Annotated in this window: 13 protein-coding genes and 1 pseudogene; 2 read left to right on the top strand and 12 right to left on the bottom strand. The window is 71.7% G+C overall.

Annotated elements, in window-relative coordinates; genetic code table 11:
- Positions 1-16: 16 nt before the first annotated feature.
- Genes hypF through ABZ707_RS18260 form a run of 3 tightly spaced genes read right to left on the bottom strand, consistent with a single transcriptional unit; the run spans position 17 to position 3,703 of the window.
- Positions 17-2,500, bottom strand: a complete 2,484-nt coding sequence (hypF, locus tag ABZ707_RS18270; protein WP_360175348.1) for a carbamoyltransferase HypF — start codon at positions 2,498-2,500, stop codon at positions 17-19.
- Positions 2,497-3,297 carry a hydrogenase nickel incorporation protein HypB gene (gene hypB, locus ABZ707_RS18265; protein WP_360175345.1) on the bottom strand — a complete coding sequence of 267 codons (801 nt, stop codon included), beginning with the start codon at positions 3,295-3,297 and terminating at the stop codon, positions 2,497-2,499. Before hypB ends, hypF begins: the two co-directional genes overlap by 4 nt.
- Positions 3,281-3,703: a hydrogenase maturation nickel metallochaperone HypA gene (locus ABZ707_RS18260; protein ID WP_360175342.1), complete on the bottom strand. Its 423-nt coding sequence runs from the start codon at positions 3,701-3,703 to the stop codon at positions 3,281-3,283. Before ABZ707_RS18260 ends, hypB begins: the two co-directional genes overlap by 17 nt.
- 151 nt (positions 3,704-3,854) lie before the next feature.
- Between ABZ707_RS18260 and ABZ707_RS18255 the strand changes: the two genes are divergently transcribed.
- Positions 3,855-4,247 (top strand): helix-turn-helix transcriptional regulator, encoded by a 393-nt coding sequence (locus tag ABZ707_RS18255; protein WP_360175339.1) that lies wholly within the window; start codon positions 3,855-3,857, stop codon positions 4,245-4,247.
- Between the two features lie 71 nt (positions 4,248-4,318).
- On the opposite strand, the gene ABZ707_RS18250 is transcribed toward ABZ707_RS18255, so the two are convergent.
- From ABZ707_RS18250 to ABZ707_RS18210, 9 genes are all read right to left on the bottom strand, one after another.
- Complete coding sequence (locus ABZ707_RS18250; RefSeq protein WP_360175336.1) at positions 4,319-5,080, bottom strand: hydrogenase maturation protease; 762 nt, start codon at positions 5,078-5,080, stop codon at positions 4,319-4,321.
- Position 5,081: 1 nt separating this feature from the next.
- Positions 5,082-6,581, bottom strand: coding sequence for a hypothetical protein (locus tag ABZ707_RS18245; RefSeq protein ID WP_360175333.1), 1,500 nt, complete (start codon positions 6,579-6,581; stop codon positions 5,082-5,084).
- Positions 6,578-7,288 carry a DUF6084 family protein gene (locus tag ABZ707_RS18240; RefSeq protein WP_360175330.1) on the bottom strand — a complete coding sequence of 237 codons (711 nt, stop codon included), beginning with the start codon at positions 7,286-7,288 and terminating at the stop codon, positions 6,578-6,580. The genes ABZ707_RS18245 and ABZ707_RS18240 overlap by 4 nt, the downstream gene beginning before the upstream one ends.
- Positions 7,285-8,010: a DUF5947 family protein gene (locus ABZ707_RS18235; RefSeq protein WP_360176001.1), complete on the bottom strand. Its 726-nt coding sequence runs from the start codon at positions 8,008-8,010 to the stop codon at positions 7,285-7,287. Before ABZ707_RS18235 ends, ABZ707_RS18240 begins: the two co-directional genes overlap by 4 nt.
- A gap of 38 nt (positions 8,011-8,048) precedes the next feature.
- Positions 8,049-8,981 carry a NifU family protein gene (locus tag ABZ707_RS18230; RefSeq protein WP_360175327.1) on the bottom strand — a complete coding sequence of 311 codons (933 nt, stop codon included), beginning with the start codon at positions 8,979-8,981 and terminating at the stop codon, positions 8,049-8,051.
- Between the two features lie 86 nt (positions 8,982-9,067).
- The gene (locus tag ABZ707_RS18225) at positions 9,068-10,852 is read right to left on the bottom strand and encodes a nickel-dependent hydrogenase large subunit (RefSeq protein WP_360175324.1); all 1,785 of its coding nucleotides are present in this window, start codon (positions 10,850-10,852) and stop codon (positions 9,068-9,070) included.
- Positions 10,853-10,981: 129 nt separating this feature from the next.
- Positions 10,982-12,070, bottom strand: coding sequence for a hydrogenase expression protein HypE (locus ABZ707_RS18220; protein ID WP_360175321.1), 1,089 nt, complete (start codon positions 12,068-12,070; stop codon positions 10,982-10,984).
- A 179-nt stretch (positions 12,071-12,249) separates the two neighbouring features.
- Entirely contained in the window at positions 12,250-12,495 is a 246-nt protein-coding gene (locus ABZ707_RS18215; RefSeq protein WP_360175318.1) for a hypothetical protein, read from the bottom strand.
- Positions 12,496-12,509: 14 nt separating this feature from the next.
- Positions 12,510-13,655, bottom strand: a complete 1,146-nt coding sequence (locus ABZ707_RS18210; protein WP_360175316.1) for an inorganic phosphate transporter — start codon at positions 13,653-13,655, stop codon at positions 12,510-12,512.
- Positions 13,656-13,794: 139 nt separating this feature from the next.
- Between ABZ707_RS18210 and ABZ707_RS18205 the strand changes: the two are divergent.
- Positions 13,795-14,059: pseudogene (locus tag ABZ707_RS18205) on the top strand (transposase); the annotation flags it as partial.
- Positions 14,060-14,064 lie beyond the last annotated feature (5 nt).

Here is a 14,064-nt window from a genome sequence, read left to right as displayed (position 1 = left end):
CTGGTCGTCCCGCGTGTCATCGGCCGGCCGCCGGCCCGGCTCCGGGCACCGCCCGGGCCCCGATCATCAACTGCCCCAGGGCCAGCCCGCCGTCGTTGGGCGGCACCCTGTGATGCCGCAGCACGGTGAATCCGTCGTCCGCGAGCCGCGCCGCACAACCGGTGGTCAGCAGCGCGTTGCAGAACACCCCGCCGGTCAGAGCGACCGTGCCGAGCCCCGTACGGTCGCGGGCCGCCCGGCACATGTCGTGCACCAGCCCGACGACCGCGCCGTGGAAGCGGGCGGCCACCGTCGAGGCGTCTACGCCGGCCCGCAGGTCGTCGACGACGGCCGCCAGTACCGGGGCCGGGTCGGCCACCAGAGCGACCCCTGGGCCACCGTCCGCGGCGGGGCGGTCCGGAGCGCCGTCGTTGCCCGAGGCGTCTCCGGCGGATCCGGCGGGCACCAGGGCGAAGCGGTACCCCTCCCAAAGCTCGCCGGGCCGTTTCCTCCCCGCCGCCGTCGCCGCGTTCTCCAGCTCGGACGCCGCCCGCGCCTCGTAATCGACGCGATGACACACCCCGGCGAGCGACGCGACGGCGTCGAACAGCCGTCCCATGCTGGATGTGGGCACACAGTTCACGCCCCGGTCGAGCTGCCGCTCCAGCAGCCGCAGTTCGCCGGGCTCGCACGCGGCGACGCACGGCAGGTCCCGGGACCAGGGCAGACCGGCCGCCCGCAGATGCGACAGCGCCATCCGACACGGATTGCGCACGGCGGCGTCACCACCGGGCAGCGGCACGTAAGCGAGGTGGGCGAACCTGCGGAAGCCGTCATAGTCCGCGAGCAGCACCTCGCCGCCCCACACCGCGCCGTCGTCCCCGTAGCCCGTGCCGTCGAAGGCCACACCGATCACCGGCGCCGAGCCGTCCAGACCGTGCTCGGCCATCGCGGCAGCGACATGCGCGTGATGGTGCTGTACGCGGCGCACCGGCCGGCCCTCCGCGTGGCGTTCGGCCCACTGGCCGGAGCGGTAGCCGGGATGCCGGTCCGCGACCAGCAGCCGGGGAGTGACGGAGGTCAGCTCCGAGAGGTGGCCGACGGCCGCCTCGAAGGCGGTGAGCGTCGCCAGGTCGTCCATGTCACCGATATGCGCGGACAGCCACGCGTAGCGGCCCTCTGCGAGGCAGAAGGTGTTCTTCAGATCCCCGCCGACGGCGAGCGCCGGCTCCACCGGCAGCGGCAGCGCGACCGGCAGCGGGGCGTAACCGCGCGAGCGGCGCACGGGAAGCTCCAGACCGGCGCAGATCCGGACCACGGAGTCGTCGCACGGCACCCGCACCGGCCGGTCGTGCGCCAGCCACGCGTCCGCGAGACCCGCGAGCCTGCTCAGAGCCTCCTCGTCGTCGGTGACGATGGGCTCTCCCGCGCGATTGCCACTGGTCATCACGAGGACGGGCGGACCGGCCGGATCGCCGGGCAGACCCAGCAGCAGGTGATGCAGCGGGGTGTACGGCAGCACGACGCCGAGGTCGGGACTGCCGGGCGCCACGCCGTCCGAGACAAACCGCTCACCGCCGTCGCGGCGCCGGAGCAGGACGACCGGCCGGCGCCGGCCGAGCAGCAGATCGCGCTCCTCGGCGTCCGTGTGGACGAGGCGTTCCACCGTCTCCGGCGAGCCCGCCATCACGGCGAACGGTTTCGCGCCCCGGTTCTTGCGCGCGCGCAGGGTCCGCACGGCGGTGGGATCGGAGGCGTCGCAGGCGAGGTGGTAGCCGCCCAGTCCCTTGACGGCGACCACCGCGCCGGCGGCGAGCAGCCGGCGGGCCTCGGCCAGCGCGTCCTCGCCCGTCCGCCGGGCGCGAGCGGGTCCCGGCGGGCCCGTGACCAGGCTCAGCCGGGGACCACAGGCATGGCAGGCGATCGGCTGGGCGTGGAAGCGCCGGTCGGCCGGATCCCCGTACTCCCGGGCGCAGTCGGCGCAGAGCGGGAACCCGGCCATGGTGGTCAGCGCCCGGTCGTACGGCAGTCCCGTGACCACGGTGAACCGGGGGCCGCAGTGGGTGCAGGTGATGAAGGGATGCCGGTGGCGCCGGTCCGCGGGGTCGGCCAGCTCGCTCAGACAGGCGTCGCAGGTCGCCGTGTCGGCAGCGACCAGGGTCCGCCCGGGGCCCCCGGCGGACGGCCGGATGGTGAATCCGCTGCCCCCGGTGGCCGGGACGGTCCGGTGCCGTACGGATTCCACCACGGCGAGCGGCGGCGCGTCGGTGGCCACCCGTGCGCAGAACGCCGCCACCTGCCGCCCGGGTCCCTCCACCTCCGTCTCCACACCGTCGGCATTGTTGGTGACCCAGCCCGTCAGGCCGAGTTCGCCGGCGAGCGCGTACACGAACGGACGGAAGCCGACGCCCTGGACCACGCCGCGCACCTCGACGCGACGGCGTTCGCACCCGGCCCCGGACGAAGCGGGGCGGGCGGCGGGAGCGGGGCGGGACGCGGGCGCCGCGACAGGTCGGCTCATCGTGCCTCGGGCGCTCCCCGCTCGGCGGCGGCGGGGTGCTCGTGACCGCCGGGACCTTCGGACCCCTGGCCGTCGTCGTCACCGTGCCGGTGGTGCGCGGACCACCCGTGCTGAGCGGCCAGCACCGGCTGGTGGACGGGAACACCGTCGGCGCATCCGAGGACGAGGGCCAGCAGTTCACCGACGCCGGCACCGGTGCGCGCGGAGGTCTCCACCACCGGGACCCCCGGATTCACCTGACGCACATGGCGGCGGAACGCCGCTCCGTCGAAGTCGACCGCCTCGGCGATATCGGTCTTGGTGACCACCACGAGCTGGGCGGAACCGAACGCCGTCGGGTACTTCAGCGGCTTGTCCTCGCCCTCGGTCACCGAGCACAGCACGATCCGCAGGCTCTCCCCGAGGTCGTAGGAGGCGGGACAGACCAGATTGCCGACGTTCTCCACGAAGAGCACCTGGGTGTCCGCCGGGAGCCAGCCCTCCAGATGGCCGCTGAGCATCCCGGCCTCCAGATGGCAGAGCCCGTCGGTGAGCACCTGCTTGACGGGCGCTCCGGCGCGCGCCAGGCGCCGCGCGTCGTTCTCGGTGGCCAGGTCGGCGGTCACCGCCGCCACCGGGACACCGGCCGTGACCGCCGCGGCGAGCAGCAGCTCCAGCAGGGCCGTCTTGCCGCTGCCCGGACTGGACAGCAGATTCACCTCCGCTGTGCCCTGGGCGGCGAGAGACTCGCGCAGTTCCAGGGCACTCGCGTCGTTCTTGGCCAGTACCGCCTGGTGCAGATCAACGACTCGGCACATGAGTTGCCTCCTCGGGCGTATCCCGATCGTCTCCGTTGACCGCGTGAGGCGCATCCGAGGGACCGTGCAGGACGACCCCGGCGATCTCCAGTTCCCGCCCCGACAGCAGTTCCTCCAGCGGCCGTGCGCAGCCGTCGCACCACAGGAGTGGCGGCATGCCGACATCACTCTCCCGGCCGCAGCCGGTGCAGCGGGCCCGCCCGGGGACGGTGTCGATGTCCAGGCGGGCACCGGCGAGGACGGTGCCCTCGCTCGCCAGACCGAAGGAGAAGCGCAGCGCCTCCGGCACCACACCGGCGAGTTCGCCGATCCTCAGCCGCACGGACACGACCCGACCGCCGCCCTGGGCCCGGACGGCCTCCTCCACCTGGGTCACCACGGCCGTGGCGATGGACAGTTCGTGCATGGATCTCACCTCGCTGCGGTGGGTACGCGGCGCCGGCCGTGTCCGGCGCGGACGGCGCCCGACGGCTGGCCCGCCCGGTCGGGGGTGGTTAGCGTGGAGCGTGGGACGGATGAACGGCCCGGTCGCACGGCCACGTCAGGAGAGCGCAGCCATGACGACGCACGACAGCGAACGACGCGCGCTGCTGACCCCCGTCATCCTGCTGCTGCTCGCCGAGCGCCCCGGCCACGGCTACGAACTGACCCAGCGCCTGGGGGCCTTCGGCTGGGCCGAGGCGGAGTCCGCGCATGTGTACCGGCTGCTGCGCGGCATGGAGAAATGCGGTCAGATCGCCTCCCAGTGGCGCGCCTCGGCCTCCGGGCCGGCTCGCCGCGAGTACCGGATCACCCCGGCCGGCTCCATGAGCCTCGCGCTGTCGTTCGTCCGGCTGGGTGAGCTGCACAGCACCCTCCATCTCTTCCTGGAGCGCTATATCCAGCTCACCGGGACGCACTCCCGTGAGGTACCGCGGCCCCTGTCCGGGCATCCGCCGGCCACGGGCTGACAGGGCGCGCTCGGCGAGCCGTCCGGTCCAGGGGCCGGCCGGCGCCACCCGCGTACGCCGGAGGGCCGAGGTCATCGGCCGGTCCGCCGGGCCCCGTCACCGGGCTCCACCGTCACATCCGGCGCATCCGCAGATAGCGGCGCAGATCCGGGACGGATTTCGCCGTTCCGTACGCCATCCCGGCCGCGGCCACTCCGGCGCAGACCCACAGCCACGTCAGGTCCGGCTCCTTGGCGGGATGTGCCGTCTTCATCCAGTTCATTCAGCTCATCTCCTTCGTCTCCGGCCCGCGCGGGCGCGCCCCCGTCCGTGGGGAGCGTGCCCGGCGGACGCCGTACCAGATCGAGGACCAGGTCCACCGCCGGTCCGACGGCGGCGGCCACCGGCTCGCTCAGCCCGATGCCCTCCTCCGCGGTGAGCGGCTGGCAGCCGACGACCAGGACCTGTTCCGGGAGCGTGCCGCCGGCCTGGGCGTGCAACTCCCGGACGAGGCACAGCATCGCCGCCGGATCCATGCCGTGCCCGTCCAGCCGGGCGGTCGACGCCGGTCCCCGCTGGACGGGATCGACGTCGATCAGGCAGATCGTGCCCGGCGGAACGCCGCGGTCGACGGTGTCGACCAGGACGAGCCTGCGGTAGCCGTCGAGGAGCCGGTAGGCGAGATGGACCCCCCGGATGCCCGCGTCCATCAGGTCCACGCCGGACGGCAGTGGCCGTCCGGTCAGCAGCCGCACGGCCTCCACCCCGAATCCGTCGTCGCCGAGGAAGATATTGCCGATGCCCGCGATCAGGGTCCGGCCGGGCGCGGTCCCGGGCAGGGGTACGGCGGCCATGTCAGCTCCTTCCTTCCGGATCGCGCGCCCCCGGATCGCGCGCCCCCGGATCGTGCGCGGAGATCTCCGCGGGTTCGACCTCGTCGGGACGGAAGTAGAGGAACCGGCCCTGCTGGCGCCGCACATCGATGCCGGGGTCACCGTCGACGGTCACCGCGATATGGGTCTCGCCGTCGAAGTCCTGGAGCACCGCCTCGACCGTGGCCCCACACCCCGCCAGAAAGATGTCCTGGGCGTCGGACCTGCGCGGTCCCGGCCGCAGTACAACCCTGCTGCCCACCCCGAGCCGCTGCCCGTCGACGGTCACGGTGTCCTCGCCGGGACCGTCGACGCCGTCCTGGGCCGGGTCCCACCACGGCAGCCCGGGGCCGGTCGGCAGCGTGAGACCGGCGGACGGTGTCACGGCCGCCGGGTCAGGGCCCGGCCGCCGGGTGCTCTCGCCCGTCACCTCGCGCAGACCGCGAATGGCTCCGTGCAGGCGCTCCATGACCTCGGCCGGCATCCCGTCCACCAGATCGATCACCTCGGCGGCGCGGGCGTCCGTACCACGCGCCTCACGTTTCTCCCGCTCGGTGAGCGCGGCCGTCCGCAGCGACAGGATCTCGTCGATCTCGGTGGCGTCGTAGAGCGGGCCGGGGCTCTCGGCGGCGACCGCCGGATGGTCGTCGAGAATGATCGGCGACGACAGCAGTACGTCCTCGCGGCCCTCGCCACAGGCCAGCACCGGCCAGGTGTGCTCGTTGCGGCAGAGGCGCGCGGCGGGTTTCGCCCACTCCGGCGGGTCCGTCATCGACAGGAACCGGCCACCGGGCAGCCCGAGCAGCAGATGCGCCCCGATCAGGCTGTGCGGCAGGGCGGCTTCACGGTCGCCGCTCTCCCGCCGGTCCGGCGCCCAGCCCGACACATTCCGCACCGTCGCGGTCAGCCGCAGTGCCCCGAACGGGCCGGGCAGCGGCTCGGTGGCCAGCAGGATCTCACCCGCCAGCGGCCGGCTGCGCCGCACCAGACGCCCCACCAGGCGGCCCGCGTCGTCGTGCACCGGCTCGCGCCCGACTCCGCCCGGACGGTCGAACCGCAGGGTGTGCCCTTCGCCGGCGAGCCGGCGGAGCGGCACCTGGAACTCGATCCGCTCCTCCTCGCCCTCGTCCCAGGGGACCAGCACCCGGTCCGCGAGGTCGAGTTCCGGCACCTGCGTCCAGCCCTCACCGTCCGGGGAGGGGCACTCGACCGTCCGGCGGCGCACCTGAAGAAAACGCAGTTCGGCCATGATCAGGTCGGCGCGGCGAGGTTCCAGCAGACACTCCGTACGCTGCCCGGCGTGCTCGCCGTGCGCCTCCTGCCAGGCGGGTGGCACCAACACCCCGAACTGCCAGCGCAGTTGGTTCTTCCGCGCGGAGGCACGGTAGGGATACAGCACATAGCCCTCGAACAGCAGGGCGTCGGCGACCCGGCGGGCCTCGTTGAAGCCCGCGGTCACGCGGTCCATGGAGTCCTCGTTCATCGCTGCCCTCCCCGGCCGGGGTGTCCGCCCGGGTCCCGGCCGCCGGCCGGGGCGGCGGGACGGCGGGCGCCGTCCTGAGCGGGCCCGGCGGTACGCAGCAGTTCCTCGAAGGTCCGTTCCCAGGACGGCAGGGCCCGCTCCGAGCGGTAACGGCGCAGGGAGTCCAGGCAGTCGTCACTGATCCGGAGCCAGCCGGTGCCGGGAAAGTACTGATCGATCATGTCCTGCCAGATCTTGACCGGCATCCGGAAGGCGGTCTCCTTGTGCCAGGGGACCGGCTCCGCCACAAAGCCGCGGTCGCCGGAGAAGACGGTGCCGGAGAACAGCATGAGCAGTGGGACCTCGCCGTCGGCGAGCGCGCGGAAGTACGTGGCCGAGGCCACCTCCGTGTCGTACGTGCAGGTCACCGGCAGCTCGATCTCCGTCGACCCGGTGAAACCGGGCAGGGTCACCGAAGCATGGGCGAACTGCAGGGGCTTGAGGGTGGTGCTCCAGCGGTCGGGCTCGCCGAAGAGGTCACCGAGCATCTCCACCTCGGCCGGTGCGTAGCGGCGCTGGACAGGCTCGATCCGGATCTGGCAGCGCAGCGCGACCGCGTGGATCCGGGCGCCGTCGGCCGCCTCGATCCGCAGCCGGAACAGCAGCGTCGGGCCCGCGCCGTACGGCTCCGGCCGTACGGCGGCGCAGGAGAACGTCAGATCGGTCATGACCCCTCCGTTCCGCCGCTGTTCCCGGACCGCCCGGAGTCCCGGTCCGTGCCCCGATCCGCGCCCCGGGCGTCGGCGGCCTCCGCGAGGTCCTCGTCCGCCGGCGGCCGGGCCGCCGCCCGGACCCGCGCGAAGAACTCCGTCAGATCGGCGCGGGCCTCCGCGCCGCCGTCGAATCCCTGCCAGTGCAGCCGCATCCGGCCCACCAGTTCGTAACAGGCGTCCACCGGCACCAGATAGCACTCACCGGGGCCGGTCCCGCCGCCGGATCCTTCGCCGCGTTCCCGCCGCACCAGCAGCGCCTCGGTGTCGGGGCGCAGCAGACCGGCCAGCCGGCTGGGGCCGAGTACGTCGCGCCAGGTCTCCGGATCGAGCTCGCTCTCGGTGGCCCCCGCCGGGCTGGGGTAGAACGCGGCCAGCCGGTCCAGTTCGGAGTTGCGGAAGAAGAACGCGAGCCCGACGGGGATCTGGAGCCGGTTCCAGCTCTCCTCGCCCAGCGTGAAGCCGGGATCCGCCAGATACCGGTCGGGCACCGCGCGGAAGCGGCCGGAGTCCGCGCCGGGACGGGTGAAGAGCAGATAGCAGCCGGTGCACGCGCACATCAGCGACCGCTTCCCGGTGTCCACGAGATGCCGGTGTTCTCCGGCCAGCGGCTCGGCGCACAGCTCACACCGTTCCCGCGCGGGCGGCGGACGGCGGGTGAATCCGCGCAGCCCCGGCAGCGGGGCGGAGGCGCCCGGGACCCGGGCGGGGCCGGCGTTCACGGCCGCGCCGCCAGCAGGACGCCCGGCAGCGCCACCCGTACGGAGCCGTTCTCCTCCAGCAGAGGTACGGGCGTCAGACGCCCCCGGTCACCCCGCCCGGCCCCTCGGATGTCGTACTCCGCCGCACAGGACGGGCAGCGCAGCCGGCCGCCGTCCACCGCCGCCGCGCCCATCCGCCCCGCGCAGGCCGGGCAGTGGTCGTGGTACGCGTAGAGATTGCCGGGCAGGCGGACCAGCACCAGGGGCGCGCCCGCCACCTCGTACACCGTGCTCTCGCCGTCGGCCAGGGAGGGGAGCGCCGGCAGCGGATGCCACTCGGCCGGAGCGTCCCCGGACGGGACGGCGGCCGGTGCCGGGGCCCGCGGACCCGGGGCGTCGTCCGGCGGCCGGGACATGATCTGCAGCAGCTTCGGCTGCGGTTTCTCCTCCGCCACGCCCTCGACCTCCACACGCGAGATCTCGGGAGCGCGTCGCGCCACCGCCTCTTCGATCGTCCACCGCACGGTCTGCGCGGAGGAAGGACAGCCGTCGCAGCTACCGCGCAGCCGCAGCCGCAGGATCCACCCGTCGGCGCCGTCGGGCTCGACTCCGGCGGCCTCCACATCGCCCGCGTGCGACCCCAGATAGGGCCGGACCTCGTCCAGTGCCCGGCCCACCCGGGTCATGGTGTCCTCGGGATGGAGATCGTGCAGCACCAGCAGCCCGCCGACGAGTTCATCGGCGCCGAGCAGCTCCAGCGGGTCGCTGCCCTCCGGCGCGCCGTCCAGCAGCTCGACAACACGGGCCAGCCCGGCCCCGTAGAACTCGACGATGCCGCGCACGAGTTCGTCCGCGAGATCGCGTCCCGCCGGTCCCATCGATCTGCCGAGTTCGTCGAGGAGCGCGGCGATGTGCTCACCGGTCTGTCGCTCCGTGGCCGTTGCCGCCATGTCGGGATGCCCTTCCTCCGTGGGGACGGCCCGGGCACGCCGGCCGTCCCTCTCCTCGGTGGGACCTTCGCGGACGTCGCCGCGGCTCAGCCCGCCAGTCCGCTGAGCCCGGTGGGCAGATGGGTCTCCTGGACGGTCCGGCCGCCGCCGACGTACATGTGGACGCCGCAGGGCAGACACGGGTCGAAGCTGCGCACCGTGCGCATGATGTCGATGCCCTTGAAGTCGTCCGGGGAGTTCTCCTCGAAGATCGGCGTGTTCTGCACCGCGTCCTCGTACGGCCCCGGCGTGCCGTAGGAGTCGCGCACGCTCGCGTTCCACGGAGTGGGCGGGTACGGATGGTAGTTGGCGATCTTGCCGTCCCTGATCACCATGTGGTGGGACAGCACGCCCCGCACCGCCTCGGTGAAGCCGACCCCGAGACCCTCGTCGGGCACCTCGAAGCTCTCCCAGGTCCTGGTGTTCCCGGAGCGGATCTCCTCCATCGCGCGCTCCGCGAAGTGCAGGGCGGCGGCGGCCACATACGCCTGGAAGTAGGTGCGTGCGCGATTGCGCTCCAGGGTGTTGCTCCACCGCGGGATCCGCCACTCGAAGGTGGCCTCCGGCTTGGTCATGGTGCGCGGGAGATTGATCTTGACGCTGTGCCCGGTGGCCTGCACATAGCCGATGTCGACCAGCCCGGACAGGGCGGTGGACCACAGCCGGGCGAGCGGGCCGCCGCCGGTGTCCAGCGCCAGGTGGTCCGTACCGTCGAACCAGCGCGGGGACATCACCCAGCTGTACTTGTCCGCGAAGTCGCGCTTCTGCGGGGCGGGGATGGTGTGCTGGTTCCACGGGTGGCGCGGGTCGATCGGATTGCCCAGCGGGTCACGCTCGACGAACATCTCCTGGCCCGCCCAGTCGTCGTAGTACGAGCTGCCGAGCAGGATCCGGATGCCGAGGTTGATGTCGACGAGATCGTTGGTGATCAGTTTGCCGTCGACGACGATGCCGGGCGTGACGAACATCCGCCGGCCCCACTCCGACATGTTCCGGTACGTGAAGTCGCAGTACTCCGGGTCGTTGAGCGCGCCCCAGCAGCCGAGCAGGATGCGGCGCCTGCCGACCTCCTCGTACCCGGGCTGCGCCTCGTAGAAGAAGTCGAACAGGTCGTCGTGGAGCGGCACGACGCGCTTCATGAACTCGACGTAGCGCATGAGCCGCGTCAGATAGTCCGTGAAGAGCTGGACGCTGGCCACGGTCCCGACCCCGCCCGGGTAGAGCGTGGAGGGGTGCACGTGGCGCCCCTCCATCAGGCAGAACATCTCCCGGGTGCTGCGGCTGACCTGGAGCGCCTCCCGGTAGAACTCGCCCTCCAGCGGGTTGAGCGAGCGCATGATGTCGGCGATGGTGCGGTAGCCGTGGTCGCCCGCGTGCGGCGCCGCGGTGCGTTCGGCCAGCTCCAGCACGCCGGGGTTGGTCTCGCGGACCATCTTCTCGCAGTAGTCCACTCCGACCAGGTTCTCCTGGAAGATGTTGTGGTCGAACATGAACTCCGCGGCCTCGCCGAGGTTGATGATCCACTCGCCGAGGTGCGGCGGCTTCACGCCGTACGCCATGTTCTGCGCGTACACCGAGCACGTCGCGTGGTTGTCACCGCAGATACCGCAGATGCGGCTGGTGATGAAGTGCGCGTCGCGCGGGTCCTTGCCGCGCATGAAGACGCTGTAGCCGCGGAAGACGGACGATGTGCTGTAGCACTCGGCCACCCGCTTCTGCTTGAAGTCGATCTTCGTGTGGATGCCGAGACTGCCCACGATCCGGGTGATCGGATCCCAGGACATCTCCATCAGACCGCTGCCGTCCTCGGTTTGCCTCGTCGTCGGCGCCATGGCGTGCGCACCTTCCTCAACGGTATGGGGGGCCTGCTCTGCCGTCGTGCTCTGCCGTCGTGTCCCGCGCCGCGCCGGCCGGAGGTTCCGCGGCGGATCATCACCGCGCCGGCCGCGGTGCACCGTGGCTCACCACGGAGGGTGGTAGCCGGTCAGGACCTTGTCGCCCTTGCGCCGCCACTTCGGCTCCTTGTCGACGGTCCTGGCCGTGACGGCGCGCAGTCCCCGGATGACCTTGCCGTACGCGCCGCTGGCCGCGGCCGAGACATGGCCGCCCGGCGGCTCGTCCATGAACGGCATGAACTTGTCCGGGAAGCCCGGCATCGTGCAGGCGATGCAGATGCCGCCGACGTTGGGGCAGCCGCCGACGCCGTTGAGCCAGCCCCGTTTGGGGACATTGCACTTGACCACGGGGCCCCAGCAGCCCAGCTTCACCAGACACTGCGGTGAGTCGTACTCGGTCGCGAACTGGCCCTGCTCGTAGTAGCCGGCCCGGTCGCAGCCCTCGTGCACGGTCGCGCCGAACAGCCAGGTGGGACGGAGCTGTTCGTCGAGCGGGATCATCGGCGCCGATCCGGCGGCCTGGTAGAGCAGATACAGCAGGGTCTCCGACGCGTTGTCCGGATGGACCGGGCAGCCGGGGATGCAGACGATCGGGATGCCTGCCCCGGACTTCCAGTCCCAGCCCAGATAGTCGGGCACGCCCATCGCTCCGGTGGGATTGCCCGCCATGGCGTGGATTCCGCCGTACGCCGCGCAGGTGCCGATCGCCACGACGGCCAGTGCCTTGGGCGCGAGGCGGTCGATCCACTCGCTGGTGGTGATCGGCTGACCGGTCTCGGGATTGTCCCCGAATCCCGACCAGTAGCCCTCGTTCTTGATCGACTCGTTCGGGATGGATCCCTCGATGACCAGAACGAAGGGCTCGATCTCCCCGCGGTCGGCCTTGAAGAACCATTCGATGAAATTGTCGGCGCCCTGCACGGGACCGCATTCGAAGTCGATCAGAGGCCAGTGAACGGCCACTTTGGGGAGCCCAGGCAGAGCGCCCAGGGCGATCTCCTCGATGCTCGGCTGGGTGGCGGCGGTGAGTGAGACCGAATCGCCGTCACAGCTCAGGCCCGCGTTGATCCAGAGGATATGGACCGTGGGGGTGTCGTCCTCGCTCTGTCCGCCGGGAGCCGGGCTTCCTTCGGAGACTGGTGCAGCGGTGTCCATCGTCCCCTCCTCGTCGAGGATTGCGGCGAGCCCTCCTGGGAGGAGTACGCACACGTATGAGGAGCTTCTCTACCTGGATATCCGACCCGGACGCGTGCGGTAAGTGCGGGGTGGTCCTATGAACCGTGTTCCGGAGGCGCCGGCGCGGCCCGGGCCGGCGGTTCAGAGCTGTACGGCGCTCAGCGGACCTGCGAGACGATCAGATACAGCCCATAGCCGACGGCGGCCGAGCACGCGAGAAAACACAGTCCGGCGAAGGTCCCGGTGAGCGCGGCCCGCCAGGCGGCGCCGCCGAGCGCGTGGTATCTCGTCGCCCTGGTCGCCGCCAGGGCGCGCACGCCCAGCGCGAAGACGATCACGATGCCCAGGGTGGCGCCGATACTGACGACGATCACCTCGCCCAGGGAGCTCCAGTTCAGCCCCATCCCGCCCGCTCCCTTCAGACGTTCGCCTTGACCGTGGTGGTGCGGATCGTCACGGATCGGTCGTTGTTGACATTGCGGGAGGTGACCGGATTCCGGCGGGAGAGAAAGATGATGAAGCCAGCGGTGGCGGCGGCCGCCACGGCGATGGCGGCGGTGCCGATCGTTCCCCCGTACACGACCACGACCGAGGCGAGAGCGCCGACGCACCCGGCGGCGGGAAGGGTGACGCACCAGGCGACGGTCATCCGCCCCGCGGTGCGCCAGCGCACTCGGGCCGGCTTCCGGCCGAGGCCCGCGCCGATGATGCTGCCGGAGCAGACCTGCGTGGTGGAGAGCGCGAAGCCGAGATGCGCGGAGGTCAGGATGACGGTCGCGGCAGCGGATTCCGCGGCGAAACCCTGCGGCGGACGGATGTCGGTGAGGCCCCTGCCCATGGTCCTGATGATCCGCCAGCCGCCCAGATAGGTGCCGAGACCGATGGCGAGGCCGGAGGATCCGATGACCCACAGCGGCGGTCCCGTGTCCTGTCCGAGCGCGCCCACGGACACCAGGGTGAGGGTGATGACGCCCATGGTCTTCTGGGCGTCATTGGTGCCGTGCGCCAGGGAGACCAGCGAGGCGGAGGCGATCTGTCCCAGCCGGAAACTCCGGTCGACCGAGGACTTCCGGCCGCCCGCGGTCAGCCGGTAGGCGAGATACGTCGCGGCCAGCGCGGCGATCCCCGCCACCGCCGGGGAAGCGAACGCCGGGATGATGACCTTCTCGACCACCTTGGCGAAATCCACCCCGTGCTGTCCCGCGCCCACCCATACGGCCCCGATCAGCCCGCCGAACAGGGCGTGTGAAGAGCTGGACGGCAGACCCAGCAGCCATGTCGTCAGATTCCAGAGGATGGCACCGACGAGACCGGCGAAGATCATGCCCGGCGTGACCAGTTTGTCGTCCACGATCCCGCCGGAAATGGTCTTCGCGACCGCGGTGGACAGGAAAGCGCCCGCCACATTGAGTACGCCGCTGATGAGTACGGCGATCCTGGGGCGGAGCGCCCCGGTGGCGATCGATGTCGCCATCGCATTCGCGGTGTCATGGAATCCGTTGGTGAAGTCGAATGCCAGAGCGGTTACGATCACCACTCCCACAAGAAAGGTCATGTGGTCCATTGACTTCATCCAAGCGCAGCCACGCGTGAGCTCGGGAAAGGCGGTGTGAAGACACCCAGGTCTTCCTCCCAAAGGCCCAGGTCTTCCTCTCAAAAGGCTTAGACCGTGTCCTGTGTGGGGATGGCTCGCTGGGTCCTGCCTGGGGCGGGGTACGTGGAGTGGGATTGTCCCGGACGGGCTGTGGGAGATCGCGGAGCCGCTGATCCCCGCGTGGAGAGTCTGGCCGCAGGGTGGCGGTACGCAGGACACGCCTGATGAGACGCTGTTCGCCGCGATGATCCACGTGCTGGTGAGCGGGTGCGCCTGGCGTGCGCTGCCGCTGTGCTTCAGGATCTCGAAGCCGACGGCCCCCCCGGCGGTTCGTGATCTGGTCCAGGGCCGGTGTCTGGGGCCGACCGCACGAGTAGCG

This window comes from Streptomyces sp. NPDC006923 (assembly GCF_040635655.1).
Classification (GTDB): domain Bacteria; phylum Actinomycetota; class Actinomycetes; order Streptomycetales; family Streptomycetaceae; genus Streptomyces.
The sequence above is the reverse complement of the archived record's forward strand: the minus strand, read 5'-3'. Positions and strand labels throughout refer to the sequence as shown.

Bases quoted from the DNA above. Each gene is read 5' to 3' on its own strand.
- ABZ707_RS18260 (WP_360175342.1), bottom strand. From the start codon at position 3,703: ATGCACGAACTGTCCATCGCCACGGCCGTGGTGACCCAGGTGGAGGAG.
- hypB (WP_360175345.1), bottom strand. From the start codon at position 3,297: ATGTGCCGAGTCGTTGATCTGCACCAGGCGGTACTGGCCAAGAACGAC.
- hypF (WP_360175348.1), bottom strand. From the start codon at position 2,500: ATGAGCCGACCTGTCGCGGCGCCCGCGTCCCGCCCCGCTCCCGCCGCC.
- ABZ707_RS18215 (WP_360175318.1), bottom strand. From the start codon at position 12,495: ATGGGGCTGAACTGGAGCTCCCTGGGCGAGGTGATCGTCGTCAGTATC.
- ABZ707_RS18240 (WP_360175330.1), bottom strand. From the start codon at position 7,288: ATGACCGATCTGACGTTCTCCTGCGCCGCCGTACGGCCGGAGCCGTAC.
- ABZ707_RS18245 (WP_360175333.1), bottom strand. From the start codon at position 6,581: ATGAACGAGGACTCCATGGACCGCGTGACCGCGGGCTTCAACGAGGCC.
- ABZ707_RS18210 (WP_360175316.1), bottom strand. From the start codon at position 13,655: ATGGACCACATGACCTTTCTTGTGGGAGTGGTGATCGTAACCGCTCTG.
- ABZ707_RS18255 (WP_360175339.1), top strand. From the start codon at position 3,855: ATGACGACGCACGACAGCGAACGACGCGCGCTGCTGACCCCCGTCATC.
- ABZ707_RS18250 (WP_360175336.1), bottom strand. From the start codon at position 5,080: ATGGCCGCCGTACCCCTGCCCGGGACCGCGCCCGGCCGGACCCTGATC.
- ABZ707_RS18230 (WP_360175327.1), bottom strand. From the start codon at position 8,981: ATGGCGGCAACGGCCACGGAGCGACAGACCGGTGAGCACATCGCCGCG.
- ABZ707_RS18225 (WP_360175324.1), bottom strand. From the start codon at position 10,852: ATGGCGCCGACGACGAGGCAAACCGAGGACGGCAGCGGTCTGATGGAG.
- ABZ707_RS18220 (WP_360175321.1), bottom strand. From the start codon at position 12,070: ATGGACACCGCTGCACCAGTCTCCGAAGGAAGCCCGGCTCCCGGCGGA.